Origin of the sequence: Pseudomonas sp. BIOMIG1BAC (assembly GCF_001705995.2) — a bacterium.
Lineage (GTDB): Bacteria > Pseudomonadota > Gammaproteobacteria > Pseudomonadales > Pseudomonadaceae > Aquipseudomonas > Aquipseudomonas sessilinigenes.
On the sequence record NZ_CP049045.1, the window covers coordinates 2,226,338 to 2,250,523 of the forward strand.

Here is a 24,186-nt window from a genome sequence, read left to right on the forward strand (position 1 = left end):
CAACGTCTACCTTATGTGCGCCGGCGTTTTTGGAGGTGCCCTTGTGCCGATGAGCATCAACCGCCAGGTTCTCGCCTAGGCGACTTTCTTTTCACCGGAGAGTAACGAGGAATCCATGAAGGTTCTTGTAGCTGTCAAACGAGTGGTCGACTATAACGTCAAGGTTCGCGTCAAGGCGGACAACTCTGGCGTCGACCTCGCCAACGTCAAGATGTCGATGAACCCTTTCTGCGAAATCGCAGTGGAAGAAGCCGTACGCCTGAAAGAGAAAGGCGTGGCGACTGAAATCGTCGTCGTCTCCATCGGTCCCGCTACTGCTCAAGAGCAACTGCGTACCGCCCTGGCACTGGGTGCCGATCGCGCGATCCTCGTCGAGTCCGCTGAAGAGTTGACCTCCCTGGCCGTGGCCAAGCTGCTCAAGGCTGTGGTCGACAAGGAACAGCCTCAACTGGTGATCCTGGGCAAACAGGCCATCGATAGCGACAACAACCAGACCGGCCAGATGCTGGCGGCCCTAAGCGGCTACGCCCAAGGCACCTTCGCCTCCAAGGTCGAAGTGGCTGGCGACAAGGTCAATGTCACCCGTGAAATCGACGGCGGCCTGCAGACCGTTGCGCTGAACCTGCCAGCGATCGTCACCACCGACCTGCGTTTGAACGAGCCGCGCTACGCGTCGCTGCCGAACATCATGAAAGCCAAGAAGAAGCCGCTCGAGACGTTGACTCCTGATGCTTTGGGCGTTTCCACCGCCTCCACCAACAAGATCCTGAAAGTCGAAGCGCCGGCTGCACGCAGCGCAGGCATCAAGGTCAAGTCGGTGGCTGAACTGGTCGAGAAACTGAAAAACGAAGCGAAGGTAATCTGATCATGACTATCTTGGTAATCGCTGAACACGATAACAAAGCGCTGGCCCAGGCCACCCTGAACACCGTGGCCGCTGCTGCCAAAATCGGTGGCGACATTCACGTGCTGGTGGCCGGTCAAGGCGTTGGCGCCGTGGCCGAGGCTGCTGCCAAAGTCGCTGGCGTGGCCAAGGTGCTGGTAGCCGACAACGCTGCCTATGCGCACCAACTGCCGGAAAACGTCGCACCGCTGGTTGCCGAGCTGGGCGCTGGCTACAGCCACATCCTGGCTGCCGCCACTTCCAACGGCAAGAACATCCTGCCGCGGGTTGCTGCCCAGCTGGACGTCGACCAGATCTCCGAGATCATCTCGGTAGAAAGCGCCGACACCTTCAAGCGTCCGATCTATGCCGGTAACGCCATTGCTACCGTGCAGTCCACTGCTGCGGTCAAGGTCATCACCGTGCGCGCCACCGGCTTCGACGCCGTTGCCGCCGAAGGTGGTTCGGCTGCGGTGGAAACCGTTGGTGCGGTCCACGATGCCGGTAAGTCGAGCTTCGTCGGCGAAGAGCTGGCCAAGTCCGATCGTCCTGAGCTGACCGCTGCCAAGATCGTCGTTTCCGGCGGCCGCGGCATGCAGAACGGCGACAACTTCAAGCACCTGTACGCCCTGGCCGACAAGCTGGGCGCTGCGGTCGGCGCTTCCCGCGCGGCCGTGGACGCAGGCTTCGTGCCTAACGACATGCAGGTCGGCCAGACCGGCAAGATCGTCGCGCCACAGCTGTACATCGCCGTCGGTATCTCCGGCGCGATCCAGCACCTGGCGGGCATGAAGGACTCCAAGGTGATCGTCGCGATCAACAAGGACGAAGAGGCGCCCATCTTCCAGGTGGCCGACTACGGCCTGGTGGCTGACCTGTTCGAAGCGGTACCTGAGCTGGAGAAGCTGGTCTAATCCAGCGGCTTCACTTATAAAGAGCCCGGCCTTTTGGCCGGGTTTTTTTTGTCTGCCGTTTGTTGGGAGGTATCGCCATGGATCTGCGCCGCGTGAGTGGCTGGCCAGTACTGTTGGGCATGTTGCTGTGCTCGTCGCAGGGGATGGCTGCGGGCAAGTGCGAGCGGCTGGTAGTGACCGGCAGTCCCGATGCGCCACCTTACCTATGGCGCGATCCACAGGACCCCAAGCACCTGATGGGGGCCAGTGCCGACCTGCTGCAACAGGTGGCAGGGGAGTTGGGCCTCAAGGTGGAGTTGCTGTATGCCGGCAAACGCTCCGAAGCCCTGGAGGAGGTGCGTAGTGGGCGCATGGACATGCTGGCCGATGCACCGCTGACCATCAATGAACTGGAGTCCTTGGACTACATCCATCCGGCGCTGGTGCTGAACGACTACCTGGTCTGGACTCGCAAGGACTCGACCCTGGCCTACACCCAATTGGCGGACTTGCATGGGCGTACTGGCGCTGTGTCGGAAAAGGCTCGCCTGACGCAGCCCTTCGTGGCGCTGGCCAAGGAGCACCTGCAACTCAAGCACCTGCCAAACCTGACCCAGGTCTTCCAGAAGCTGCTGCTGGGCGAAGTGGACTATGTGCTGGCGCCGCGTTATGCCGGTATGACCATGGCCCAGTCCCTGGGAATGGCGGCGGACCTGGTCGCGTTTCCCCAACCTATCGACAAGTCAGGGCTGTTCCTGGCGTTGTCCCACAACTCGGCTTGCAATGACCCATGGTTGCGCGGACAGCTGGCAAAAAAGATGACAGAATTGCCCGCGTCCGGTCTGACGGAGGCCCTGTTGCAGCGCAATCTGGAGCGCTGGAAAGCCCAGTTGCAGCAACCCGTCAGCAGCCCCAAACCGTAGGAATCTTGTGTGACTATTCGACCTCTTTTTGCTGCCTTGGCCTTTCTGGCCATGGCCGGTTGTGCATCCGATCCGGCCCCCAACGAGCAGATGCGTCTGACTGCCCGGGCCCTGGAGCAGGCCAAGGCTGTGGGTGCTACGGCCGAGCAGGTGCCGGAATTGAAACTGGCCGAAGAAAAGTTTTCCCGAGCCCAGGGCAATATGCAGGATGAGTCCTACAAGAAAGCCCGGGTACGAGCCGAGCAGGCCGAGCTGGATGCGCGCCTGGCCGAAGCCAAGGTGCTGACCCAGAAGAGCCAGGAGCAGGTGAACGTACTCAACACCCGCATCACTCGCCTGCGCAAGCAACTGGGGGATGCCCAATGAAGATTTCCAAACCGGTATTTGGCAGTGCCCTGCTGTGGGTCTGCGCCAGCCTGGTGGGCTGTGCCGGCCAGCAGAGCGAGGAAGCCCTGCAACAGGCCTACAACGACTTCCAGAAGGTCAAGGAGGACTCCAATGTCCTGCGCAGCGCGCCCAAGGATGTGATCCGCGCCGGTGAATCACTGGCCCGTGCCGATCGTCTTTCAAGCTATTGGGGCAGTGGCAGCGACGTTGAGCATTACGCCTATCTCAGCCGCCGCTACAGTGAGATTGCCCGGGAACACACCGAGCAGATGCTCAACCAGGAGCGCGCAGCCAAGCTCGAGCTGGAGCGCCAGCGCCTGCAACTGGCATTGCGCGAGGCCAAGCTGAGCAGCGTGCAGCAGCAAGGGAAGTGGCTGGAGGAGCAGATCCTCAGCATGGCCACTACCCATACCGACCGTGGCCTGGTGATGACACTGGGCGACGTGTTGTTCGATACCGGTGAAGCGGAGCTCAACAACTCCTCCAATCGCATCGTGCTCAAGGTGGCGCAGTTCCTCCAGCTCAACCCCAAGCGCGTAGTACGCATCGAGGGATATACCGACAACACCGGCGAGCGCCAGAACAACCTGCAGCTGTCTCGTGATCGCGCCCAGGCTGTGGCCGATGTGCTGGTGGACCTGGGGGTCGATGAAAAACGCATCCAGGTCGAGGGTTATGGTGACGACTACCCGGTGGAGGCCAACGCCTCCGAGCGTGGTCGGGCCCAGAATCGGCGAGTGGAAATAGTCTTTTCCGATGAAAAGGGCCAGCTCGGCGCCGCTCGCTGAAGCCGCCTGGTTGTTGCTGAAAACCCGATGCCCCACAGGCATCGGGTTTTTTTATGGTGGTCGCAAGTTGCTAAAAAAACTGCAGTGATGCTTTTCACTGACTGGGGTGCTCGACTATTGTAGGAACTGTCCCAGTACACTTCCAAACTGTGCTGGTACTGATTCGCACAAAAATAAAACACCGTGAAATCGGGTGCTGCGCCATGACCAATCTCTTGCTCTATCAACGTATCGCTCAGCAATTGGCTGAGGATATTCGCCGTGGTGTCTATCAGCCGGGGGAGCGCGTACCGTCGGTACGCAAGATGAGTTCGCAGCTCAATGTCAGCCATGCCACGGTGCTCCAGGCCTACGCTAACCTCGAAGACCAGGGGCTGATCCGGGCGCGGCCGCAGTCGGGTTACTACGTGCACCAGACGCCAGCGCTGACGGCACCGACGCCGGACATTGCCCGGGTCGAACGGCCAGGGCTGGTCACCCGTAGCAGTATCATCCAGCAGGTGTTGGTGGAGTCGCGTCGCGAAGGGGTTTTCCCCTTGGGAGCCGCGGTGCCCAGTGTCGACTACCTGCCGGTGCGGGCGTTGCACCAGCAACTGGCCAAGGTCACCCGGTTTCATAGTCCTCGGGCGTTCAGCTACATGTTCAGCCCGGGTTTCGAACCCCTGCGGCGCCAGGTAGCGATTCGCATGCGTGACGCGGGAGTGGTGGTCGATCCTTCGGAAGTGGTCATCACCCATGGTTGTGTCGACGCGCTGCAAATGTCGCTACGGGTCCTGACCCGCCCAGGTGACCTGATCGCTGCCGAGTCGCCGACCTACTACGGCTTGCTGCAACTGGCTGACCTGCTTGGGCTCAAGGTCATCGAGATTCCCAGCGACCCGTCCACCGGCATGAGCCTGGAAGCCTTGCAACTGGCTGCCAACCAATGGTCGATCAAGGCACTGGTATTGACGACGCGCCTGAGCAACCCGCTGGGCGGCACCATGCCGGAAGAGCGCCAGAAGCAGCTTCTGCGCCTGGCGTCGGATTTCGATATCCAGGTGGTCGAGGACGATATCTACGGCGAGCTGATGTTCGAGGTCGGACGTACCAAGGCCCTCAAGGCCTACGATCGCCTGGATCGGGTGATCTACTGTTCCAGTTTCTCCAAGACGTTGTCGCCCGGAGTGCGCATTGGCTGGATGATTGCCGGCAAGTACCAGCAGGAGATCCAGCGCTTGCAGACCTTCAGCACGCATTCGGCGTGCAGCGTCACTCAGATGGCGGTTGCGGCCTATCTGGAGAACGGTGGTTATGACCGGCACCTGCGTTTTATCCGCCAGGAGTACCGCAAGAACCTCAGCGCTTTCCAGTTGGCGGTCCAGCAGTATTTCCCCGAGGGAACGCAGATTACCCGGCCTACTGGCGGTTTCATCCTGTGGGTCAGCTTGCCGGGGCGGGTCAACACCCAGGAACTGCATGTGCGTGCCTTGCAACAAGGCATCAGCATTGCTCCGGGGCTGATCTTCAGTAACACCGAGCAGTTCAACCACTGTGTGCGCCTTAACTGCGGCACGCCATGGAATCGTGAAGCCGAGCGAGCGCTGATGACTTTGGGAATGCTTGCCAGCCAGTTGTGCCAGGAGGCCACTGGCGCGTTCTGAACAATCCGGCTCCATGCTTGTCATGGGGCTTGCAACAAGCGAGCATAGAGAACCTTTTATCGATCTACCTGCCTTTTATGAAAGCCTTTTTTCCTGCCATCTGGTTATGTGCCTGTCTGTTGGGGGTTGCCGTGTTGCCCGTCCAGGCCGCGCCGGTTGCAGATAAGCCGCGGGCCGGCCAGGCGCATCCGAGCAAGTCGGCCAGCACCAGGAAGGCTCCAGCGCCCAAGGCGCCGGCGAGCAAGCCCAAAAGCGGCAAGCAATCACCCGCTACCAGCAAGGGCAAGTGGGCCTATCAAGATATCAAGACCCCACTGGTCAGCCCCAAGGTCGACCTGAGCCTGCCACCGGAAATGGTCAAGCACCTGCAACCCATTGGCAGTACTCCATTGCCCAAGCACACGCCGTTGTTGCCACCGATGTTTGGTGAGAAACCCAAGGAAAGCAGTCCATTCCAACTCAACGGGCGTTTGCTCAGCAACGAAATGCAATTGCAGTTGCGCAGGGACGAGCGCCGTGACATCGAGGGCGCTGCCCTGGATTTCGAGTTCAAGCAATAAATTCTTCAACCGCTGTGTGACTGGGCTGATCGACACTTTGTCGGAGACTGATCAGTCACGCACGGTTGTGCGTTAAATCCGTTCTTTGAGTAATTTTAAACAGCTGTTTTAGCGGTTACTCTTACCAGGCGTCATTCGACACTTTGCTTGTCGCGAGGAGCTTTTCGTCATGAACTGCCGTGAAGGTTGTGGCGCTTGCTGCATTGCCCCTTCCATCAGTACCCCAATGCCCGGCATGCCCAATGGCAAGCCGGCCGGGGAACGTTGCCTGCATCTTTCCGTCGAACACCTGTGCAACCTTTTCGGCTTGCCTGAGCGGCCGGCGGTGTGTGGGGCGTTCCAGGCAGATCCTGAGGTTTGTGGCGAAAGCCGTGAAGAAGCCATCCGCCTGATCGGTTGGTGGGAGCAAGTGACAGCGGCTTAGGGTGTCCTCAATGAACGGAACTTCAACAATAAGGAATAAGACAATGGGTTCGCTGCATCGAATTGCTGTGCTCTGTGGGTTAACCGTGCTGTTGTCGGCAACGGCCCAGGCCGAAGACTGGCAAACGGCCAAGGATGAAGACGGCATCAAGGTCTCCTTGAGTGAAGTGGCCGGTTCCAAATACAAGGCCTATCGTGGGGTCACCACCATGAAGACCAGCATCGCCAAGCTCCGTGCGCTGCAGGAAGACGTGGCCGGTGCCTGCTCCTGGATCCACGAATGCAAGACTCAGAAGCTGCTCAAGCACGAGGGCGATCAAAGCTGGACCTACACCCAGTTCAATACCCCTTGGCCGGTCACCGCGCGTGACTCGGTCCTGCACATCACCACCAGCGAGGGTGCCGACGGCAGCCTGACCCGCAAGCTCGAAGGTGTGCCGACCTATATTCCGGAAGAAAAAGGCTTCGTGCGCGTGGCCCAGGTCGAGGGTTACTGGAAGTTCGTGCCCAAGGGCGCCGATCAGGTCGAGGTGACCTATCAGGTCCATACCGAGCCTGGAGGCAGCGTGCCTTCCTGGCTGGCCAACAAGTTCGTGGTCGATGCTCCTTTCAATACCCTGAAGGCATTGAAGACTCGTGCTGAAAAGCCCTGATCGCTGAGAGTCACAACGATACAAGGCCGCCTCCGGGCGGCCTTTTTCATGGGCTGCCTAGGGCCCAGGCGGAACGTTTTTCAAAGGCTCAAGGTCCAGATGTTGTAGGCCCAATCAGGGGCTATCGAGGAGGCATTGATGCAAAAGTGGCAAGTCGCTTTCGTTGATGATCACGGTGTCCAGTCTGTCGAGTATTTCGATTGCGAGCAGCAACCGACACTGGAGCGCGCCGCTCAATTGGTTCGAGCAAAATTGCTGCCGATAAGTGCCGAACTGGACCTCAACGACCTGGAGGGGCGTACCGAAACCCCCACCCTCAAGAGCCTGAAAGAACAAAACAGTATTCAGATTCTTAGCATCACGCCGATCTAATCAGTAGCGGGAGTAGCTCCGATAGCAATTTCTGGCGACCTCCAGAGGTTGGCGCTAATCTGCAAGCAAGATCAGCGAGTTCTTCGCCAAGCCTTGATCTTGCCAGCTCCATGCTTGTTTCCCGTCGACCCTTTTCGGGTCGTGACGCAGGCCTGTTGCGTGCTGCCGGGAAGCACGGAAAGTCTATCCATAGGTTCGAGGAGGACGTTTCATGAGCACAGCCTTTCAAGAAGATCTCAGCAGCAGCGTGCTGCGCCGCATGAAAGAAGGCGGCTTTGATTTTTCACGATTCCATCCCATCGAGTTCTACGCCATTTTCCCGGATGAGGAGCGGGCACGCAGGGCGGCAGGACATTTTCGCGGTGAATCCTTGAATGCCCAGGTCAGCGTGCGTGACGACGGTGCCTGGTACCTGGAACTGAGCAAGGTGATGTACGCCACCTATGGTGGCATCGGCGATTTCGAGCAGGATTTCGAAGCTGTGGTCGAGCCTCTGGGCGGCATCATTGAAGGCTGGGGGGTGAAGCACGAGATCCGCGGGCGACTGGTTTAGTCCGTAGCGAGCCTGATGATCGGCCAACCCCTTGGGTTGGCCGATTGCATTTATGGGGCCGATAAAAAAAGCCACCCGGGAGGGTGGCTAAAGGGAAGACCGGTCAGGAGAGGGAACCGGTCGGGAGGGTCCGGCTCCGGTCGTCATCGGCGTCATCAAAAAGAGGGCAGCGACTCCATCAGGCTGGGTGGAGTACTTGCTCGATGGGGGCAATTATCTGTGCGTGCGGGCGCACAGAGAAATCGACTCTGGCTATACGCTCGATAGACAAAGGCCTTGCCGTTGCAGGCTGCTTAGAGGGCGGCCTCGACTGTTGCGCCAGTGCGCGCAGTTCAGGGGATTTGCTTGCGTCCGGCCATGTGCTTCAGGTAGCCCAGCAATAACTCCAGCTCTGCATCGGGCAGGACGCTGGCACTGAACCCTGGCATTTTGGCCTGGGGCCAGCGCCTCAGGCCCTGGGGATCGCGGATATAGCGCTTGAGGAAACCTGGGTTGAAGTACTCGGTGGGGTTGTAGGGAATATTCAGGTCCGGGCCGAACTGCGCATCGCCGGCGCCATTGAGGCGATGGCAGGCCAGGCAGTTCTTCTGGAACAGTGCGAACCCCTGGTTGACCGGGTCGTTGGCCGCCAGTCCAGGGGCTGGCAGCAGGGCCGGGAAGCGTTCGGCCACCGGTGCCAGGCGCTGGATGCGTGCCACCTGGAACGGCCACTGCTCGGGGCTGATGTGCCCGGCAGCGGGGTCGGTCCAGACCAGGTAGAAAGGCCCGGCGCCAGGCTTGCCTGCCGCCAGGGCCGGCCAGGGCTTGGCCGGGTCCTCGATGGCGAGCCAGGCCCGGGCTCCATGGCGGTTGAGCAAGGGCGCGGCATTCAGTTCGGCGGCAAAGCCATCCAGGGCCACGGCCTGTAGATGATCCTCGGCCTTCAGGTCCTTGAGCAGGCTCGCCAGGGGAACTGCCCGGTAGGTCATGTCGCGCTTGTAGGAGACATCATCCTTGATGGTGATGTCCTGGGCTGCGGGGTGCTGGAGCAGCTCTTCGGTCTGCCAGGTGCGGCTGCCGGAGCCCAGGTCGATCAGGAGTTGGGCAGCATGCAGGGGCATGCTCAGCAGCAGGGTGGTGCAGAGGAACAGGGCTTTCAATTGATGGCCGTGGGATCGTCGTCAGTGGGTTCGTTGCCGGGCAGCACGTCGTCTGGTCGCGACACATGGTCGAACAGGGCGTCCCGGAGTTCATCGTAGTTGCCGCCGTTCACGATACCGAAATAACCGTGCTTGATCAGCGTGTCTTCGGCCTCAAGGGCATGCTGGTTGGTATCGCTGTAGATCACCACGGTAGCGTTGGGGTCCAGTACCACCTTGCGCAGTTGGTAGGCCAGGCCTTCGGCGCTGATGCCGGTGCCGTCCTCCAGTTCGAGGTTGACCTGCAAGGAGTTGTGCAGGTTGCCTGCGGCGAAGTCGCTGTCGTTGCGCAGGTCCAGGATCAGCGCGCCGTCATTGATTTCATCCACCGCGCGGTTGACGTCGATGATCCCGGCGTGGGCGTTGAAGGCGCTCAAGAGCGCGGCAAATGCAATCCAATGGCGCATGAATCTTCCCCGTGATGTTCCACAGGAAGACTGGCACACAAGTCCGTGCCCCGGTAGGAACCGGGGATAATTTTATGACCCGTTGATCGAGCAGCCACGAATCAGCCGAGCACTTTGGTGAGGTTCGGCAAGATCAACAGCAGTGTGGTTGCGAAGAGAATGAGTCCCGCCTGGCGTACTTTCGATTGTTTGAACATGGCTGAATGCCTTTTGTTGTTATTCCTGAGCATCAATGCAAGCCGGTTCCTTTACTTCACTATGGGCCGGCGATGTTTCCATTTTCTTACCTGTTCCGGTGCAAAGTCCGTCCGAAACTTCCTACAGTTTCTACCTTAGGGGCCTTGAATCCCCTGGCTTAGATCCAATTCATATGGAGTTATCGCCAATCTCAATCAAATCGCTATAGCTGCTGCCCAAGACCCGGTGGCCGCCCTTTGGCTAGACAGCTCGCGACCCTTCATCGGTTGATCCATTAGCTACCTACCGTTCGTCTGAGCGTGAGCGTCAAGGCGGCTGAGCGCATCGGTCATTGAATCCAACGCTGTCGCGCCTAAGGTGGGAACTCGACATTTTTCCCTGTACAGCGGTTCGAGGACGTCATGACCCAAGCTCTGATATTCGATGCATTACGCACGCCCCGTGGCAAAGGCAAGGCCGATGGCGCCCTGCACAGTGTGAAACCGGTGAACCTGGCGGCGGGCCTGTTGCGTGCCCTGGAGCAACGCTGTGAGCTGGACACCAGCCAGGTGGACGACGTCGTCCTGGGCTGCGTGACCCCCATTGGCGACCAGGGCGCCGATATCGCCAAGACCGTCGTACAAGCGGCGGATTGGGATGTGAGCGTGGCCGGGGTACAGATCAACCGTTTTTGTGCCTCGGGCCTGGAGGCGGTCAACCTGGGGGCCATGAAGGTGCGCTCCGGCTTCGAGGAACTGGTGGTGGTGGGCGGCGTGGAGTCCATGTCGCGGGTACCCATGGGCAGCGATGGCGGTGCCTGGGTGCTGGACCCCGAGACCAATATGCACAGCCACTTCACGCCCCAGGGCATTGGTGCCGACCTGATCGCGACCCTGGAAGGCTTCTCCCGCCAGGACGTCGACCAGTTCGCCCTGCATTCCCAGCAGAAGGCCGCGCGGGCCCGGGCGGCCGGCGCCTTCGACAAATCCCTGGTGCCGGTGCAGGACCAGAACGGCATTGTCCTGCTGGACCATGATGAGTTCATCCGCGCCGACTCGACCCTGGAGGGCCTGGGCAAGCTCAAGCCGAGCTTCGAGATGATGGGGCAGATGGGTTTCGACGCCACGGCCTTGCGGGTCTACAGCCATGTGGAGCGGATCAACCATGTGCACACGCCTGGCAACAGTTCCGGGATCGTCGATGGTGCGGCGCTGATGCTCATCGGCTCCGAGGCCAAGGGGCGCGAACTGGGCCTGCGTCCCCGGGCGCGGATCGTTGCCACCGCCGTCACCAGTACCGATCCGACCATCATGCTCACCGGGCCGGCCCCGGCCACTCGCAAGGCCCTGGCCAAGGCCGGGTTGCGGGTCGAGGACATCGACCTGTTCGAGGTCAACGAGGCCTTTGCCTCGGTAGTGCTCAAGTTCATCAAGGACATGGCTGTCGATCCGGCCAAGGTCAACGTCAATGGCGGCTCCATCGCCATGGGGCACCCGTTGGGCGCCACGGGCTGCGCGATTCTCGGCACCTTGCTCGACGAACTGGAGGCCCGCCGCCAGCGCTACGGCCTGGCCACCCTGTGTGTCGGCGGTGGCATGGGTATCGCCACCATCATCGAACGCCTCTGAGCCCCGACTTCAAGGAATCCTTTCATGACCGATGCCATCCGTTACGAAAAAGGCCAGGACCAGATCGTCGTCCTGACCATCGACATGCCGGGCCAGAGCGCCAACACCATGAACGCGGTCTACCGCGACGCCATGGCCGCCACCCTGGCCAGGTTGCAAGCCGAGCAGGACAGCCTGGCCGGGGTGATCATCACTTCGGCGAAAAAGACGTTCTTCGCCGGTGGTGACCTCAATGAGCTGATCAAGGTCGGCAAGCCCGAGGCCCGGGCTTTCTATGACATGGTGCTGGCCCTCAAGGCCCAGCTACGGGCGCTGGAGACCCTGGGCAAGCCGGTGGTCGCGGCGATCAATGGGGCGGCCCTGGGTGGCGGCTGGGAGATCTGCCTGGCCTGCCATTACCGCGTGGCCCTGGACGACAAGTCGCTGCAGATCGGCTTGCCGGAAGTCACCCTGGGCCTGCTGCCTGGCGGCGGCGGGGTCGTGCGCATGGTGCGCATGCTGGGTCTGGAGAAGGCCCTGCCGTACCTGCTCGAGGGCAAGAAAGTCCGGGCGCAGCAGGCGCTGCAGGCGGGCCTGGTGAATGAGCTGGCCAGCGATCGCGACGAACTGCTGGCCAAGGCCCGGGCCTGGATCGCCGGCAACCCGGGGGCCAAGCAGCCCTGGGATGTGAAGGGCCACCAGATTCCCGGTGGCACCCCGTCGAATCCGAAGGTGGCACAGATGCTGGCCATTGCCCCTTCGGTGCTGCGGGCCAAGACCCAGGGCTGCTTCCCCGCGCCAGAGAAGATCCTCTGTGCGGCGGTCGAAGGTGCCCAGGTGGATTTCGATACCGCGCAACTGATCGAGGCCCGTTACTTCACCGAGCTGACCAGCGGCCAGGTGGCGAAGAACATGATCGGTACCTTCTGGTTCCAGCTCAATGAAATCAATGCCGGTGGTTCGCGCCCCCAGGGTATCTCGCCCCAGGTGACCCGCAAGGTCGGGGTGCTGGGTGCCGGGATGATGGGCGCGGGCATCGCCTACGTCAGCGCGGCAGCGGGCATCGAGGTGGTGCTCAAGGACATCAGCCTTGAAGCGGCGCAGAAGGGTAAGGCCCATTCCGTGGCCCTGCTGGAGAAGAAGGTGGCTCGCGGGCACTTGAGCGCCGAACAGCGCGACGCGACCCTGGCACGCATCCTCACCACCGCCGAGGATGCCGACCTGGCCGGTTGCGACCTGATCATCGAGGCGGTCTACGAGGATCGCGAGCTCAAGGCCAAGGTGTCCAGGGCGGCGCAGCAAGTGGTCGGCGCCGAGGCGGTGATCGCTTCCAACACCTCGACCCTGCCGATCACCGGGCTGGCCAGTGCGGTGCCCAATCCGGACAAGTTCATTGGCCTGCATTTCTTCAGCCCGGTGGAAAAGATGCCGCTGGTGGAAATCATCAAGGGCGCCAAGACCAGCGACGAGACCCTGGCCCGCGGTTTCGACTTCGTCCTGCAGATCAAGAAGACCCCGATCGTGGTCAACGATAGCCGCGGCTTCTTCACTTCCCGAGTGTTCGGCACCTTCACCAACGAAGGCATCGCCATGCTCGGCGAAGGCATCGCCGCGCCGATGATCGAGACCGAGGCCCGCAAGGCCGGGATGCCGGTGGGGCCGCTGGCGATCTCCGACGAAGTGTCCCTGAGCCTGATGAGCCACATTCGCCTGCAGACCAGCAAGGACTTGCAGGCCGAGGGCAAGCCCGGCATCGAGCACCCGGCATTCGCCGTAATCGACCTGCTGCTCAACGAGTACAAGCGTGCGGGCAAGGCCGCCGGTGGCGGTTTCTACGACTACCCGGCCGGTGGCCAGAAACACCTGTGGCCGCAGTTGCACACGCGCTTCTACAAGGCCGACGGGCAGATCTCGCCCCAGGATGTGCGCGACCGCTTGTTGTTCATCCAGGCCATCGAGACCGTGCGTTGCGTGGAAGAGGGCGTGCTGCAGTCCACGGCCGACGCCAACGTCGGCTCGATCTTCGGCATCGGTTTCGCGGCCTGGAGTGGCGGCGCGCTGCAGTTCATCAACCAGTACGGGGTGCAGGATTTCGTCGCCCGTGCCCAGTACCTGGCGCGCCAGTACGGCGAGCGTTTCAACCCGCCGAACCTGCTCCTGGAGAAGGCGCGCCAGGGCCAGGTGTTCTGAGCCTGGCGGTCGTGAAATGACGGGTCCCGGGGCTTGCCTTGCCGTGGTATTTCAAGGCAGGCTCTGGGGTGTTCGTTATTGCCATCGCCTTGTCAGGAATATTTTATGTCGCTACGCATCTGCATTCTTGAAACCGATATCCTGCGTCCCGAACTGATCGACCAGTACCAGGGCTACGGGCAGATGTTCCAGCGCCTGTTTTCCCAACAGCCCATCGCCGCGCAGTTCAGTGTCTACAACGTGGTGCAGGGCCAGTATCCCGCTGACGACCTGAAGTTCGATGCCTACCTGGTGACGGGCAGCAAGGCCGATTCCTTCGGTACCGATCCGTGGATCCAGACCCTCAAGACTTACCTGCTGGAGCGCTACGAGCGTGGCGACAAGCTGCTGGGCATCTGCTTCGGCCATCAGTTGCTGGCGCTATTGCTGGGTGGCAAGAGCGAGCGGGCGAACCAGGGCTGGGGCGTGGGCATCCACAACTACAAGCTTGCGGCCAAGGCGCCTTGGATGAGCCCGGTGGTGGAGGAACTGACGCTGTTGATCAGCCACCAGGACCAGGTCACCGCCTTGCCGGAGAACGCCACGGTGATTGCCTCCAGCGATTTCTGCCCATACGCGGCCTATCACATCAACGACCAGGTGCTGTGCTTCCAGGGGCATCCGGAGTTCATCCACGACTATTCCCGTGCGTTGCTCGACCTGCGCCATGAGTTCCTCGGCGAACAGGTCTACCAGAAGGGCGTGGCCAGTCTCGAGCACGATCATCACGGCACTACCGTGGCCGAATGGATGATGCGCTTCGTCGCCCACAAACCCGCAGCGGCCTGAAGTGACCCACGGCCCCGCCTGGCGCGGGGCCGCGTTGTTTCACAGCCAGCCTGAACGCTTGAAGCTGGCCCAGAGGGCCACGCAACCCACGCTGATGAAGCCCAGGACGCCAAAGTAGCCGTAGTGCCAGCTCAGCTCCGGCATGTTCTGGAAGTTCATCCCGTAGATCCCTGCCACCGCCGTGGGAAACGCCAGGATCGCCGCCCAGGCGGCGAACTTGCGCTGCACGATGCTTTGCCGCGAGGCCTCCAGCAGCACGCCAATCTCGATGGTCTGGCTGGCGATGTCGCGCAGGGTCGAAAGGTCTTCCATCTGCCGCGTGACATGGATCTGCACGTCACGAAAATACGGCCGCATGTTCTTGTCGATGAAGGGAAAGCTGAGCTTTTGCAGGTCCTCGCTGATTTCCACCATTGGCGCGACGTGGCGGCGCAGGCGCAACACATCGCGGCGCAGGCTGTGCAGGCTGAGAATGTCCCGCTCGTTCATCGCCTGGCACAGCACGTTGCTCTCCAGTTCGTCGATTTCCGCGTGGATGGCTTCGCTCACGGGCTGGTAGTTCTCGGTGACGAAGTCCAGCAGGGCGTAGAGCACGAAGTCTTCGCCATGCTCGAGCAGCAGTGGGCGGGCCTCGCAGCGCTGGCGCACATGGCCATAGGAAGCCGAATGACCGTTGCGCGCAGTGATGATGTAGCCATTGCCGGCGAAGATGTGGGTCTCAATGAACTCCAGCTTGCCGTTGGTGCGCACCGGCGAGTAAGTGACGATGAACAGGGCGTCGCCGAAGGTTTCCAGCTTGGGCCGGCTGTGCTTCTCCAGGGCATCCTCGATGGCCAGTTCATGCAGATTGAACTGGCGTTGCAGGTTGGCCAGCTCGTGGGCGTTGGGCTCCTCCAGGCCGATCCAGACGAAATGGCCGGGTTTCGCCGCCCAGGCTGCGCCTTCGTCGAGGCTGATGTCCGTGACTTTCTTTCCACCGCTGTAGACGGCGGCAGCAACAACTCTACCCATGGTTCCGGTTCACTTCTTCTTATCAATGGCACGGTGACAGATCAGCAGCTTAGCTTGCATTGCAGCATCAGAGTCGCCCATGGGATGCGAGTTCGCCGATAAATGAAAGCCCGCACGGGGCGGGCTTTTGCACAAGGGGCTCAGTTTGGTTGCAACTGGCGGTCCATGCTGGTGATGCAGTCGAGCATTTGCTCGCGACATTGGGCCATCAGGCGCGGTATGTCGTCGGGGGTCAGGCCGGCAGTGGGGATTGCCGGTAGCGAACGGATCAGGACCTCACCACTGTTCCAGCGATTCAGGCGCATGTGCTTGATGTAGTTGCTGGTGCATACCGGAACGATGGGGACCCCGGCGGCAATCGCCATCTGGAAGGCACCGCGCTTGAACGGCAACAACTCCTGACCGCTGTTGCGCGTGCCCTCCGGGAACACCCAGATCGAGGTGTCCTTGTGTTGCAAGGTATGGGTGGTGGTGACGATCGAGCGTCGTGCCTTGTGCGGATTGCCACGGTCGATCAGGACGTTGCCCGACAGCCAGAACAACTGGCCGAACAACGGCACCCACTTCAGGCTTTTCTTGCCGATGCACACGGTGCGTGGCGGCACCACATTGCCGAACACGAACAGGTCGTAGTTGGACTGATGGTTGGCAATGATCACACAGCTTTGCGGCTTGTCCATCAACGGGCCGGCCTCGGCCCTGACCTTCAGGCCCAGGATACGCATGGCCGGCCAAGCATATAGGCGGGCACACAGGCGGCTGTTGTCAGGGTTGAAGGGGCGACACAGCCCAAGCAGCAAGCCCAGGCTGCCAGCCACTATAAAGTGCAAGCCCATCAATGACATACGAAACAGATACAGCATCTAAACGGCTACCGCGCAGGGGACAAAAGGTGGCGCAGTGTACGAGTGTGCACTGTTTTCGGCAATTGCTGTGCCGGGCAACAAGAGGGGCGATGCTTGAGCAGATGTGTCCGATGGTGGGGCGTGCAGGGACCAGAGGGCGGAGCAATAAAAAGCCCGGCACAAGGGCCGGGCCATGTTTCGTCATGCCGAGGTTCAGCCCAGGTGTCCCTGGTCCTCGATAATGGCGTTGTCCAGATTGTCCAGCAGGGCCTTGCGCACCTTCAACTTGGTGTTCTTGTGGGCCAGCATGTTGATCTTCTTCAGTTGGCGTGCCGCTGCCAGGGCCGCGCCCTGCAGTTCTTCGGGGCTGACCACCTTGTCGAGAAAACCGGCATCCACGGCGCTGTGCGGGTCGAACATCTCGCCGTTGATCACCGAGCGGTGGAAGGCCGAGCGCCGTAGGCGGTCACGGGCCAGCTCGATGCCTGCGTGGTGCATGGTCAGGCCGATCTGCACTTCGTTGAGGCCGATGCTGAAGGGCCCCTCGACACCGATGCGGTAGTCGGCGGACAGCAGCAGGAATGCTCCCTTGGCGACCGCGTGCCCCGGGCAGGCCACGATCACCGGGAAAGGGTGGGACAGCAGGCGTCGGGCCAGGGTCGAGCCCAGGGTCACCAGGGCCACGGCCTCCTTGGGGCCGGCGGTCATGACCTTGAGGTCGTAGCCCCCGGACAGAATCCCCGGCTGGCCAGTAATGATCACCACCGCGCGATCGGCAGTGGCCTGGTCGAGTGCGGCGTTGAAGGCGGCAATCACGTCCGGGGAGATGGCATTGACCTTGCCATTGCTCAAGGTCAGGGTCGCGATACCGTCTTCGAGATGGTAGGAAATCAACTCACTCATGACGCAATTCCTTGTATTAGAAGTGCAGCAGAAGTTACCCAGCATGATCGGTCCGGTAAAGCGCCGTGACTGACTGGTGAGTCAGGCTTTGCTCCGGGCGGCAGGCCGCACGACCTGCTGGGCTGCCTATGTATAGCCGCACGGCAGCGTGGAGCAGGCCGAAGATTGGCCGGTTTGCCTTGTGCCATGGGCGCGCGTAGGCCCGGAAAACCAGAAAAGTGCTTAAGCGCATGAAAATTCTGAAAAAAACCTTTGCCATCTGAAAAGCTTTCGACTACATTAGCGCGCCTCGACAGACTGAATCGGTTTGAAGAGAAACGGTGAGGTGTCCGAGTGGCTTAAGGAGCACGCCTGGAAAGTGTGTATACAGGAAACTGTATCGAGGGTTCGAATCCCTCCTTCACCGCCATATTCGATGTACTCTAAACCCCTGAAAACGTTGAAGTTTTCAGGGGTTTTTTGTTGCCCGATAGAAAGCTTAGGGCATTTTTAGGGCAAAAAATGCGGCCCTTAGGCCGCTGGTGGCCGCCTTAGTCCGTCCTAAACCCCATCATTTTGGAAACAATACCCGCCATGCTCTTTGTGTCCGAAGGTATCCAGCGGCCGTAGTGTTTTTTCACCATCGTTGTATCGCTGTGCCCGAGCTGGCGGGCCACCCATTCAATGGGCACATAGCTCGACAGCGCTTGGCTGGCGAATGTATGGCGGCACTGGTTGGGGCCACGGTGCCGAATCCCGGCAGACTTGAGAATGCCTGTGAACCATCGGCCGAGGCTCGATGCGTGCCAGGGTTCGCCACTGATGCCATTACGGAATACAAAGCGAACGTTCTCACGTTTGGTGGTGATGTTGTCGCGCTGCAGGACTGTGATGGCGACCGGTGGCAGGTGCGCGGTTTCCTCCAGTTGTCGCCGAAGGTAGTCGATAGCCGGGTCTATCAATTCCACGGCCCGTATACGGCTGCGTTCCTTCGGCACCTTATAGACCGATTCGACTCGGGCGCGCCTGACCCAGGCGACACCATTTTCTAAGTCGATATCATCGACGCCAAGGGCGATCAATTCTGAAACAGATAGTCCTGCCCAGCAGTCGAAAAGGATCATGTTGATATCCGACTGGCGCTTGACGCTGGCCCTGCTGAGCTTTTCCAGTTCTTCGCGGCTGAAAGGGTCGGCGGTGTCCTGGTCGTGGTCGCGCTCGATGTTCTTTATTCTATCGAGCGGGTTTGCCTTGATGATGCCGTCCCCGAAGGCATCGGCCCATACACCGCGCACAATGGTGAAGATGTCATTTACGGTCTTCGGGGCGAGACCTTTTTTCAGCAGGTGGGCCTGGAACAGCTCCAGGTCGGTTTTGCTGATGTCAACGATGCGGGCTGCGCCGTTCCAGGCTTCTACGTGCTTGGATTTGCTGCCGTAGTTGCGGCTGGTGCTGTTGGCCCGCAGTGCGTCCTGCACTGACAGCCAGCGTTTGATCCCCTCGGCCACCGTTCGATTGTCTGGTTTGTTCTGTCCTTCCTGCCTGGATTTCAGCCAGGTTGATTCGGGAAAGTGCGCGGCATAGTCGAATCGATTTTCCTTGATCTCGGCCAGGATCGTTCGGCGCTTGTTGTCCGCATAGGCAATTGAGGCTTTGTTGATCTTGGTGATGTTGCGCAACGGTTCGCGGCGGCGTTCGCCTTCGAACATGAAGGCGATCCGCAGTTGGTTTCCGTTGATATCGAGGCCCTTTGGCAGGGCCTCGACTCCAGGTGGCAGCTTGGATTTCATGGTTGGCCGGCCATCCACTTCTCGATGGCTTCCTTGTTGTAGACCAGTACGTTTGCTGGATCGGTTCGGTAGTGTTTCCCCTCCAGCCATTTGCCCCTGGATCGGTACTTTCTGGCGGCCTCGGTACTGATTCCGAATACCGTCGGCAGCAGTTTCTGCCTAAACCATGTACCGGGAGTGATGAAGTTATGCTCGATCTCGATTTCGACCTTCTCTGCCGCGCTCATGCTGCCTCCTCGGTCTGGTTGCTGGCTGGCTGCGTTTTCGTGGCGCAGACTTGTTGGGTGAATGTTTCGCCGCGCTTGCGGCTGACAGTGAGATATCGGCGGTGGCCTTGGCGCATCTGTTCGATCTTCTCCGGGTCCGCCCAGCCCACCAGTGGCGCGCTAGGGCGTGCAGGGTCCTGACGGGTTTGCAGCTTCTCCAGCTCGGCCAGGACGTCCTTGAGGTCAAGCGTCGATATGGTCATTACCTTGTCGCCCTGGTTGATCGCCCGGTGCAGACTGGCTTTCGCGTAAGCAATGGCTTGGTTCATTGTTTTGGCCCTGTATGGATATGCCAGGCGAGGTAGAGCAGGGCGGGGAATGTGAGAAGGATCATGGCTGCACCGCCAGTGCTGCGGCCTTGCGCTTGCGCATCAGCTCGGCAACGTCATCCGGGTAGCTGATCTCCGCTGCACCCATCTCAACCGCCCGAGCGCGCTTGCTGAGGCAGATGTCGAAGTGCTCGCGGATGGTGCCCGGCTTCTGGAGCCACTTCGGCTTTACGCCGATCTGGTCGGCCATGGCTAACAGTTCCTCGGTGCTGTCAGCGAACATGTGGCACATCTTCATGCGGCCGAACGTGGCGTTCATGTCGTCGACGTAGACGGTCATGGCTGCACCTCCTGGGCCTTGGCCGCGTCAATGGCTTCGTCGAGGGTTTCCTCGTTGAGAACCATGTTTTGCGGGGTCAAGCCGGCGAATACACCGCCATGGCTGATGGTTTCGAGGTCGCGGGAGCGTAGCCACTGATACCGCTCGGCATCCTTGCGCAGCTCGTTAGCTAGGTGCCATGGCGTCCAGTAGCCGTCGTCCATAAGTGTTGCGAGCGGCTGCTGGGGACCGTTCCAGCGCAGACCGTAACGGGGCAATCCATTGCCTTCCGGCGGGCGAGGGGGGACTGCTGGGCGCAACCCCCGCAGTTGCTCAAGCTGTGCGAGTAGAGCCAGAAAGTTTTCGCCCGTTGCAATACGCAGCGTTTCTTTCTCTGGCGTGATTTCGTATTCGTAGTGCCGCTGCGCAGCCTCGACTACCAGGCGAGCGGACAAGCCGATGCTGAAGCGTCCGGCGCCCACCAGTGCAGGTTTTTTCAGCTTGGGCCATTGATCGGAAACCAGTACGGGCTGCTCGGCTGGGCGGGTGTAGACCTCTGCGCTGCCGTCCTCATCGCACAGATCATTGGCCTCAGGCATGGCGAACAGCACTTGGCCAGGGAATTCCATTTCGCAGATCCCGCCTTCAAGCAGCCATTCCAGGTACATTCCTTCATCGTTCTGGCGAGTTACAGCTACCGCCTGGATCAGGATCGGCTCGCCCTGGTGCTGGGCGGCTGGCTGCACCGCTCGCATCGTGTTCGGCGCCATGCTCGGGTCTTCCACGATCTTGAAGCCGAGAACGGTGTCGGCAGGCTGGGCGAGAAGGGCGCGCAGTTCACCGACTGCACGCAGGCTGTCCTGGTAGCTGTCGCCGACTATCCGCATCAGCAGTTCGCGCAGTTCGTTACTCATGGCTCGCGCCCTCGGTAGTTTTGCTATCCAGTGCGGCTGCGCCTTCCGGTGTGATCACCCACTTTTCGCGACGGTAGATGCTGCCGGGTGCCTCTGACCATTCGATATCGACCAGGCCGCGCCTTTTCAGCGCATTCATCGTTGAGTTGGTGCAGCTCCCGTAATAGCCGTCCGGACGCTTGTGCAGATCCCTCAACGTGTCCTGCATGCGGTATGACAGTTTGCTCATGGCTGGCCTCCTGGAGTGGTCCGGTCGATACGCTCGATTTCTGCCAAGATCAGTGCGCCGGCCTTGATCAAGTCTCGCCGGGAGGTCGTCGGTTTCCACCAGCTCGACTCCCATGGCCAAGCAAGCGATACCAGGAGTGCTGCTGTTTGATCTGCGGGTGCTGCTGATCCGGCCAGCGCATAGCACGCTGCGGCTCGGGCCAGTTGTCCGCCTCGATACTGATCGTCTTGCGCTGGTGTGCGCCCTTCATCCCGGATCTGCCGCTGACGTTCTGTGATTACGTCAAGTACGGCCTGTGTGGTGGTCCCGAGTACACTTTCAGGCAGTAAGGTGGCGATGCTCAGATGCTGGGCGCGGCTGGCGCGGTCATGCTCTTTGCTTCCAGTCCTCACAACCCAGTCGTGGCCATCTGGATGGGTGACTAAGAGCCAGCCTCGTATTGTCGGGTCGGCTTTGCAGGTGCAGGGCAAGCGACCCTGGTTGCAGTCGCATAGAGGTTTCTGGCTCATGCGGCCTCCTTGGGTTGCTCGGTTTGGCGCCACGGGTCATTTGCTCGGGCGATGGCTGCCATGGGCGGTGGGCTGACGCTGTTACCGCACATGTGAACTTGTTGGGTTTTGGTGAAGGGCTTGCCGTCGGCGCCGTGGCTGATGATGTAATCGGCAGGGAAGCCTTGCGCCTTGTACAGCTCAGCCGGTTGCAGCATCCGCAGGCAGATGTCGACGATCACGTAGGGCGTGCCCTTGATCGTGACGGTGACCAGGCCCAGCCGATCCTTGGTGGTGATGGTTGGCGCAGGCGCGTCGGTTGAGCTCGTGTTCTCGGCGCCGTAGTAGCTGATCAGGAATGCCGCGACCCGCAACGCGCCTGCTTCAATCTCTGGCGATAGTTGCAGCTCGACCAGTGAGCTTTTACCGCCACCGCCGGCAGTGATGGTTGGTGCCGGTTCGTCCACTCCCTTTCCGACGCTGGCGCCGAACTGACGCTCCATGAAGGCGGTGACCAGCCCGTGGTGAGTGCCCCCGGCGCTGATCGTGTGCAGGGGATCACCAGCATCCCGCGCATCACAGTTGCCGCGCAGGTGCACCAGGTTTGCGGTCACCAGTTGCTGTTGGCTGCCGGTGTTGGTCACAGTGGTCATTGGATCAAGAATGTCCTTGGCATGCGTGGTGTTGAATCCACCGTTGGCCTGGATCATCACGGCGGTGCCGATGGACTGACCGCCACCGCTGGCGGTGATGGTGCCAACTGGGCCGCAAATGTCGTTCACTCCGTGGGAGCGGCGCTTGGTTGTGCCGGAGCCCTCGCCGTGTCCGGCCTGGACGATGCAGGCCGAAGCGAGCGCCCGGTGGTTTTGGGTCATCAGCGTGCCGGCTGGTTGATCCACGCTCACTGGCTTGCCTGAGTACACTGGGCCGCCAGCCCCAACCATCACCGGGCTGATCAGCGTCAGTTCACCTCGATTCGCGCAGGTCACAGTCGGCAGCGGGGCGGACGGGTCGTTTATCCGGTCGCTGCCCTGATGTGTTGCTGGCGCGATGATCGGGCTGGCCATGGCGAACGATCCGCCGCGGGGCCAGGACGTTACGGTCCGCAGCGGTTCATGGGCTGACTGCACGCTGTCGCCGGACCAGTTCGCAATAGGCACGATGAACGGGTCAGCGGCATCAATGACGAATTTCTTCATGCCCTTGGCGATTCGCTTCAGGGTGGCATCTGCTAGCGGCGTCGGCCTCCCGAAAATGCTTTTGCTCGGGATCGTCCAGTCAATGCATTCGGCGGCGGTGCGCCACTTCTTCTGGCCCTTGGCCGGGTTCTTTGCATGGGTTGGCTCTGGCCACACGATGGGCTGGCCGTCGCAGCGTGCGATCATGAACAGGCGTTCACGGGTGGTGGGTGCGCCGTAGTCGCAAGCCTTCAAGATGCGCCATTCCACCTGGTAGCCCATGCCCACCAGCAACTGGACGAACCGGTGCCAGGTGACGCCGCGACGTTTAGGGTCTGGCACCAGGAACTGTTCGTGCACCGGCACGCGCTCGCCCATGGCAGCCACGGTGCCATCGAGTTTCATTACTCGTCCGGTGGCCTTGTCGCGCTTGGCGATCAAGGGGCCCCATTGCAGGATCTGCTTCACGTTCTCCAGGCTGATGACGCGAGGCTTCTTCTTGCCGCCCCACTTGAGACCGATCCAGGACAGGTTGCGGATCTCGCGCTTGCGCGGTTGGCCGCCGGCTGCCTGGCTGTGGTGGGTGCAATCGGGGCTCATGTGGAACCAGCCAGCGCGACGGCCCTGGCATTCTTCGTCGGGGTCGCCGTCGAACACGTCGGTGGTGTAGTGCTGGGCGTGCGGGTGGTTGGCGGTGTGCATGCTGATCGCTGCGCGGCTATGGTTCTTCGCCACGTCGACCTTGCGGCCTAGGCCCATTTCGAGTCCCGTGCCTGCGCCGCCGCCACCGCAGAAGAAGTCGACCACTATTTCATCGTCCTGAGCGTTGAGGTTCAGGGAATACTGGGTCTTGAAGTCGAAAGGAGGCGTTTTCAGGGAAGTCATGCCACGTCCCCCCAGGGCCAGTCCGCTGCTTGGCGCTGCTGGTGCCGCTCGTAAGCCTCGCGCAAGGCGTCCCGCAGGTGCGGATAGCCCTCGGTCTCGGCTTCATGAGGGAAAGTAACGGTGCTGTTTTCCGGCTCGGCCCAGAAACTGCCATGGGTGTTCAGCCATTCGATCAGGCGGGTATCGAGCGAATCGGCATTCAGCGCAGCGCCCGCTGTGGCGGTGTGGAAAACTCGGTAAGCCAGTTCCCTGGCCTGTGGAATGAGCGCGGCAGCTTTTGCGTGGGCATCTTCGGCCTTGAGTGCTTTGAACGTCTTCGTGGCCAGCTCCAGCGCTTGGGCCATGCGGATCAGGGTTTGTTGATCGTCCACGGTGAAGGGCTGGGCTTTGAGCTGCTGTTGTTGGGCCTGGTGTTCGGTCGCCTGGGCCGCTAGTGATTGGCAGCGCTCGGCAGTTCGCGCCAGGTCGCTGCTCAAGGCGTGGTTGCGGTCCCGATAGTCTGCCGTGGCGCGTGCCAGGGTGCGCAGGAAGGCCCTGCGGATGAAGTAGGCCAAGGCGAGGACGCCGAGTAGGGCGCCGGCGAAGATGATCATGTATTGGGCTTGCATGTGCTGTGATCCTCGATAGAGCCCGCCGCCGGATGTG

The 24,186-nt window shown here is 60.9% G+C and carries 28 protein-coding genes and 1 tRNA gene; 15 read left to right on the plus strand and 14 right to left on the minus strand.

Annotated elements, in window-relative coordinates; genetic code table 11:
• Nucleotides 1-115: 115 nt before the first annotated feature.
• The 11 genes from ATY02_RS10505 to ATY02_RS10555 all read left to right on the plus strand — a co-directional run bounded on the left by ATY02_RS10505 (nucleotide 116) and on the right by ATY02_RS10555 (nucleotide 8,078).
• Nucleotides 116-865, plus strand: a complete 750-nt coding sequence (locus ATY02_RS10505; RefSeq protein ID WP_068577918.1) for an electron transfer flavoprotein subunit beta/FixA family protein — start codon at nucleotides 116-118, stop codon at nucleotides 863-865.
• Between the two features lie 2 nt (nucleotides 866-867).
• Nucleotides 868-1,797, plus strand: a complete 930-nt coding sequence (locus ATY02_RS10510; protein ID WP_068577915.1) for an electron transfer flavoprotein subunit alpha/FixB family protein — start codon at nucleotides 868-870, stop codon at nucleotides 1,795-1,797.
• A gap of 77 nt (nucleotides 1,798-1,874) precedes the next feature.
• Nucleotides 1,875-2,699, plus strand: coding sequence for a substrate-binding periplasmic protein (locus ATY02_RS10515; RefSeq protein WP_068577913.1), 825 nt, complete (start codon nucleotides 1,875-1,877; stop codon nucleotides 2,697-2,699).
• A 9-nt stretch (nucleotides 2,700-2,708) separates the two neighbouring features.
• Nucleotides 2,709-3,065, plus strand: coding sequence for a DUF4398 domain-containing protein (locus ATY02_RS10520; protein ID WP_068577911.1), 357 nt, complete (start codon nucleotides 2,709-2,711; stop codon nucleotides 3,063-3,065).
• Nucleotides 3,062-3,874 carry an OmpA family protein gene (locus tag ATY02_RS10525; RefSeq protein WP_068577909.1) on the plus strand — a complete coding sequence of 271 codons (813 nt, stop codon included), beginning with the start codon at nucleotides 3,062-3,064 and terminating at the stop codon, nucleotides 3,872-3,874. The genes ATY02_RS10520 and ATY02_RS10525 overlap by 4 nt, the downstream gene beginning before the upstream one ends.
• 203 nt (nucleotides 3,875-4,077) lie before the next feature.
• Complete coding sequence (locus ATY02_RS10530) at nucleotides 4,078-5,517, plus strand: PLP-dependent aminotransferase family protein (protein ID WP_068577907.1); 1,440 nt, start codon at nucleotides 4,078-4,080, stop codon at nucleotides 5,515-5,517.
• Between the two features lie 77 nt (nucleotides 5,518-5,594).
• The gene (locus tag ATY02_RS10535) at nucleotides 5,595-6,077 is read left to right on the plus strand and encodes a translation initiation factor 2 (protein WP_068577906.1); all 483 of its coding nucleotides are present in this window, start codon (nucleotides 5,595-5,597) and stop codon (nucleotides 6,075-6,077) included.
• A 169-nt stretch (nucleotides 6,078-6,246) separates the two neighbouring features.
• Nucleotides 6,247-6,501, plus strand: coding sequence for a YkgJ family cysteine cluster protein (locus ATY02_RS10540; protein ID WP_068577903.1), 255 nt, complete (start codon nucleotides 6,247-6,249; stop codon nucleotides 6,499-6,501).
• A gap of 43 nt (nucleotides 6,502-6,544) precedes the next feature.
• Nucleotides 6,545-7,153 carry an START domain-containing protein gene (locus tag ATY02_RS10545; RefSeq protein ID WP_068577902.1) on the plus strand — a complete coding sequence of 203 codons (609 nt, stop codon included), beginning with the start codon at nucleotides 6,545-6,547 and terminating at the stop codon, nucleotides 7,151-7,153.
• A gap of 138 nt (nucleotides 7,154-7,291) precedes the next feature.
• Nucleotides 7,292-7,525, plus strand: a complete 234-nt coding sequence (locus ATY02_RS10550) for a hypothetical protein (protein ID WP_068577900.1) — start codon at nucleotides 7,292-7,294, stop codon at nucleotides 7,523-7,525.
• A 211-nt stretch (nucleotides 7,526-7,736) separates the two neighbouring features.
• Entirely contained in the window at nucleotides 7,737-8,078 is a 342-nt protein-coding gene (locus ATY02_RS10555) for a ribonuclease E inhibitor RraB (RefSeq protein WP_068577898.1), read from the plus strand.
• A gap of 332 nt (nucleotides 8,079-8,410) precedes the next feature.
• Here ATY02_RS10555 and ATY02_RS10560 read toward each other — a convergent pair whose 3' ends face one another.
• Both ATY02_RS10560 and ATY02_RS10565 read right to left on the minus strand, forming a co-directional pair.
• Nucleotides 8,411-9,178 (minus strand): c-type cytochrome, encoded by a 768-nt coding sequence (locus ATY02_RS10560; protein WP_068578025.1) that lies wholly within the window; start codon nucleotides 9,176-9,178, stop codon nucleotides 8,411-8,413.
• A gap of 35 nt (nucleotides 9,179-9,213) precedes the next feature.
• Nucleotides 9,214-9,663, minus strand: coding sequence for a rhodanese-like domain-containing protein (locus ATY02_RS10565; protein ID WP_068577896.1), 450 nt, complete (start codon nucleotides 9,661-9,663; stop codon nucleotides 9,214-9,216).
• A gap of 599 nt (nucleotides 9,664-10,262) precedes the next feature.
• Here ATY02_RS10565 and ATY02_RS10570 point away from each other — a divergent pair.
• The 3 genes from ATY02_RS10570 to ATY02_RS10580 all read left to right on the plus strand — a co-directional run bounded on the left by ATY02_RS10570 (nucleotide 10,263) and on the right by ATY02_RS10580 (nucleotide 14,465).
• Complete coding sequence (locus tag ATY02_RS10570; protein ID WP_068577894.1) at nucleotides 10,263-11,468, plus strand: acetyl-CoA C-acetyltransferase; 1,206 nt, start codon at nucleotides 10,263-10,265, stop codon at nucleotides 11,466-11,468.
• A gap of 24 nt (nucleotides 11,469-11,492) precedes the next feature.
• Nucleotides 11,493-13,637, plus strand: coding sequence for a 3-hydroxyacyl-CoA dehydrogenase NAD-binding domain-containing protein (locus ATY02_RS10575; protein WP_068577892.1), 2,145 nt, complete (start codon nucleotides 11,493-11,495; stop codon nucleotides 13,635-13,637).
• A gap of 105 nt (nucleotides 13,638-13,742) precedes the next feature.
• On the plus strand, nucleotides 13,743-14,465 hold the full coding sequence (locus tag ATY02_RS10580) for an amidotransferase (RefSeq protein ID WP_022643210.1): 723 nt from the start codon (nucleotides 13,743-13,745) through the stop codon (nucleotides 14,463-14,465).
• 39 nt (nucleotides 14,466-14,504) lie between these two features.
• Here ATY02_RS10580 and ATY02_RS10585 read toward each other — a convergent pair whose 3' ends face one another.
• The 3 genes from ATY02_RS10585 to ATY02_RS10595 form a co-directional block, all read right to left on the minus strand.
• Nucleotides 14,505-15,476 (minus strand): magnesium and cobalt transport protein CorA, encoded by a 972-nt coding sequence (locus ATY02_RS10585; RefSeq protein WP_068577887.1) that lies wholly within the window; start codon nucleotides 15,474-15,476, stop codon nucleotides 14,505-14,507.
• 140 nt (nucleotides 15,477-15,616) lie between these two features.
• On the minus strand, nucleotides 15,617-16,339 hold the full coding sequence (locus ATY02_RS10590) for a lysophospholipid acyltransferase family protein (protein WP_068577886.1): 723 nt from the start codon (nucleotides 16,337-16,339) through the stop codon (nucleotides 15,617-15,619).
• 195 nt (nucleotides 16,340-16,534) lie between these two features.
• Nucleotides 16,535-17,224 carry a crotonase/enoyl-CoA hydratase family protein gene (locus ATY02_RS10595; protein WP_068577885.1) on the minus strand — a complete coding sequence of 230 codons (690 nt, stop codon included), beginning with the start codon at nucleotides 17,222-17,224 and terminating at the stop codon, nucleotides 16,535-16,537.
• Between the two features lie 319 nt (nucleotides 17,225-17,543).
• Here ATY02_RS10595 and ATY02_RS10600 point away from each other — a divergent pair.
• Nucleotides 17,544-17,633: transfer RNA gene (locus ATY02_RS10600), tRNA-Ser, on the plus strand.
• A gap of 121 nt (nucleotides 17,634-17,754) precedes the next feature.
• On the opposite strand, the gene ATY02_RS10605 is transcribed toward ATY02_RS10600, so the two are convergent.
• The 9 genes from ATY02_RS10605 to ATY02_RS10645 all read right to left on the minus strand — a co-directional run bounded on the left by ATY02_RS10605 (nucleotide 17,755) and on the right by ATY02_RS10645 (nucleotide 24,149).
• Nucleotides 17,755-18,993 (minus strand): tyrosine-type recombinase/integrase, encoded by a 1,239-nt coding sequence (locus ATY02_RS10605; protein WP_068577884.1) that lies wholly within the window; start codon nucleotides 18,991-18,993, stop codon nucleotides 17,755-17,757.
• Nucleotides 18,990-19,220, minus strand: a complete 231-nt coding sequence (gene xisR / locus ATY02_RS10610) for an excisionase family protein (protein ID WP_068577881.1) — start codon at nucleotides 19,218-19,220, stop codon at nucleotides 18,990-18,992. Before xisR ends, ATY02_RS10605 begins: the two co-directional genes overlap by 4 nt.
• The gene (locus tag ATY02_RS10615) at nucleotides 19,217-19,528 is read right to left on the minus strand and encodes a hypothetical protein (RefSeq protein WP_068577880.1); all 312 of its coding nucleotides are present in this window, start codon (nucleotides 19,526-19,528) and stop codon (nucleotides 19,217-19,219) included. Before ATY02_RS10615 ends, xisR begins: the two co-directional genes overlap by 4 nt.
• Before the next feature lie 61 nt (nucleotides 19,529-19,589).
• The gene (locus ATY02_RS10620; protein ID WP_068577874.1) at nucleotides 19,590-19,868 is read right to left on the minus strand and encodes a DUF4031 domain-containing protein; all 279 of its coding nucleotides are present in this window, start codon (nucleotides 19,866-19,868) and stop codon (nucleotides 19,590-19,592) included.
• The gene (locus ATY02_RS10625) at nucleotides 19,865-20,761 is read right to left on the minus strand and encodes a hypothetical protein (RefSeq protein ID WP_068577872.1); all 897 of its coding nucleotides are present in this window, start codon (nucleotides 20,759-20,761) and stop codon (nucleotides 19,865-19,867) included. Before ATY02_RS10625 ends, ATY02_RS10620 begins: the two co-directional genes overlap by 4 nt.
• Nucleotides 20,754-20,990, minus strand: coding sequence for a hypothetical protein (locus ATY02_RS10630; RefSeq protein WP_068577871.1), 237 nt, complete (start codon nucleotides 20,988-20,990; stop codon nucleotides 20,754-20,756). Before ATY02_RS10630 ends, ATY02_RS10625 begins: the two co-directional genes overlap by 8 nt.
• Complete coding sequence (locus tag ATY02_RS35955) at nucleotides 20,987-21,499, minus strand: hypothetical protein (RefSeq protein WP_206600593.1); 513 nt, start codon at nucleotides 21,497-21,499, stop codon at nucleotides 20,987-20,989. The genes ATY02_RS10630 and ATY02_RS35955 overlap by 4 nt, the downstream gene beginning before the upstream one ends.
• The gene (locus ATY02_RS10640) at nucleotides 21,496-23,541 is read right to left on the minus strand and encodes a DNA cytosine methyltransferase (protein ID WP_068577869.1); all 2,046 of its coding nucleotides are present in this window, start codon (nucleotides 23,539-23,541) and stop codon (nucleotides 21,496-21,498) included. Before ATY02_RS10640 ends, ATY02_RS35955 begins: the two co-directional genes overlap by 4 nt.
• Nucleotides 23,538-24,149, minus strand: coding sequence for a hypothetical protein (locus ATY02_RS10645; RefSeq protein WP_068577867.1), 612 nt, complete (start codon nucleotides 24,147-24,149; stop codon nucleotides 23,538-23,540). The genes ATY02_RS10640 and ATY02_RS10645 overlap by 4 nt, the downstream gene beginning before the upstream one ends.
• Nucleotides 24,150-24,186 lie beyond the last annotated feature (37 nt).

Excerpts from the sequence above, each read along its gene's own strand:
- ATY02_RS10505 (WP_068577918.1), top strand. The coding sequence starts at position 116 with ATGAAGGTTCTTGTAGCTGTCAAACGAGTGGTCGACTATAACGTCAAG.
- ATY02_RS10510 (WP_068577915.1), top strand. The coding sequence starts at position 868 with ATGACTATCTTGGTAATCGCTGAACACGATAACAAAGCGCTGGCCCAG.
- ATY02_RS10515 (WP_068577913.1), top strand. The coding sequence starts at position 1,875 with ATGGATCTGCGCCGCGTGAGTGGCTGGCCAGTACTGTTGGGCATGTTG.
- ATY02_RS10525 (WP_068577909.1), top strand. The coding sequence starts at position 3,062 with ATGAAGATTTCCAAACCGGTATTTGGCAGTGCCCTGCTGTGGGTCTGC.
- ATY02_RS10530 (WP_068577907.1), top strand. The coding sequence starts at position 4,078 with ATGACCAATCTCTTGCTCTATCAACGTATCGCTCAGCAATTGGCTGAG.
- ATY02_RS10535 (WP_068577906.1), top strand. The coding sequence starts at position 5,595 with ATGAAAGCCTTTTTTCCTGCCATCTGGTTATGTGCCTGTCTGTTGGGG.
- ATY02_RS10540 (WP_068577903.1), top strand. The coding sequence starts at position 6,247 with ATGAACTGCCGTGAAGGTTGTGGCGCTTGCTGCATTGCCCCTTCCATC.
- ATY02_RS10545 (WP_068577902.1), top strand. The coding sequence starts at position 6,545 with ATGGGTTCGCTGCATCGAATTGCTGTGCTCTGTGGGTTAACCGTGCTG.
- ATY02_RS10550 (WP_068577900.1), top strand. The coding sequence starts at position 7,292 with ATGCAAAAGTGGCAAGTCGCTTTCGTTGATGATCACGGTGTCCAGTCT.
- ATY02_RS10555 (WP_068577898.1), top strand. The coding sequence starts at position 7,737 with ATGAGCACAGCCTTTCAAGAAGATCTCAGCAGCAGCGTGCTGCGCCGC.
- ATY02_RS10560 (WP_068578025.1), bottom strand. The coding sequence starts at position 9,178 with ATGCCCCTGCATGCTGCCCAACTCCTGATCGACCTGGGCTCCGGCAGC.
- ATY02_RS10565 (WP_068577896.1), bottom strand. The coding sequence starts at position 9,663 with ATGCGCCATTGGATTGCATTTGCCGCGCTCTTGAGCGCCTTCAACGCC.
- ATY02_RS10570 (WP_068577894.1), top strand. The coding sequence starts at position 10,263 with ATGACCCAAGCTCTGATATTCGATGCATTACGCACGCCCCGTGGCAAA.
- ATY02_RS10575 (WP_068577892.1), top strand. The coding sequence starts at position 11,493 with ATGACCGATGCCATCCGTTACGAAAAAGGCCAGGACCAGATCGTCGTC.
- ATY02_RS10580 (WP_022643210.1), top strand. The coding sequence starts at position 13,743 with ATGTCGCTACGCATCTGCATTCTTGAAACCGATATCCTGCGTCCCGAA.
- ATY02_RS10585 (WP_068577887.1), bottom strand. The coding sequence starts at position 15,476 with ATGGGTAGAGTTGTTGCTGCCGCCGTCTACAGCGGTGGAAAGAAAGTC.
- ATY02_RS10590 (WP_068577886.1), bottom strand. The coding sequence starts at position 16,339 with ATGCTGTATCTGTTTCGTATGTCATTGATGGGCTTGCACTTTATAGTG.
- ATY02_RS10595 (WP_068577885.1), bottom strand. The coding sequence starts at position 17,224 with ATGAGTGAGTTGATTTCCTACCATCTCGAAGACGGTATCGCGACCCTG.
- ATY02_RS10605 (WP_068577884.1), bottom strand. The coding sequence starts at position 18,993 with ATGAAATCCAAGCTGCCACCTGGAGTCGAGGCCCTGCCAAAGGGCCTC.
- xisR (WP_068577881.1), bottom strand. The coding sequence starts at position 19,220 with ATGAGCGCGGCAGAGAAGGTCGAAATCGAGATCGAGCATAACTTCATC.
- ATY02_RS10615 (WP_068577880.1), bottom strand. The coding sequence starts at position 19,528 with ATGAACCAAGCCATTGCTTACGCGAAAGCCAGTCTGCACCGGGCGATC.
- ATY02_RS10620 (WP_068577874.1), bottom strand. The coding sequence starts at position 19,868 with ATGACCGTCTACGTCGACGACATGAACGCCACGTTCGGCCGCATGAAG.
- ATY02_RS10625 (WP_068577872.1), bottom strand. The coding sequence starts at position 20,761 with ATGAGTAACGAACTGCGCGAACTGCTGATGCGGATAGTCGGCGACAGC.
- ATY02_RS10630 (WP_068577871.1), bottom strand. The coding sequence starts at position 20,990 with ATGAGCAAACTGTCATACCGCATGCAGGACACGTTGAGGGATCTGCAC.
- ATY02_RS35955 (WP_206600593.1), bottom strand. The coding sequence starts at position 21,499 with ATGAGCCAGAAACCTCTATGCGACTGCAACCAGGGTCGCTTGCCCTGC.
- ATY02_RS10640 (WP_068577869.1), bottom strand. The coding sequence starts at position 23,541 with ATGACTTCCCTGAAAACGCCTCCTTTCGACTTCAAGACCCAGTATTCC.
- ATY02_RS10645 (WP_068577867.1), bottom strand. The coding sequence starts at position 24,149 with ATGCAAGCCCAATACATGATCATCTTCGCCGGCGCCCTACTCGGCGTC.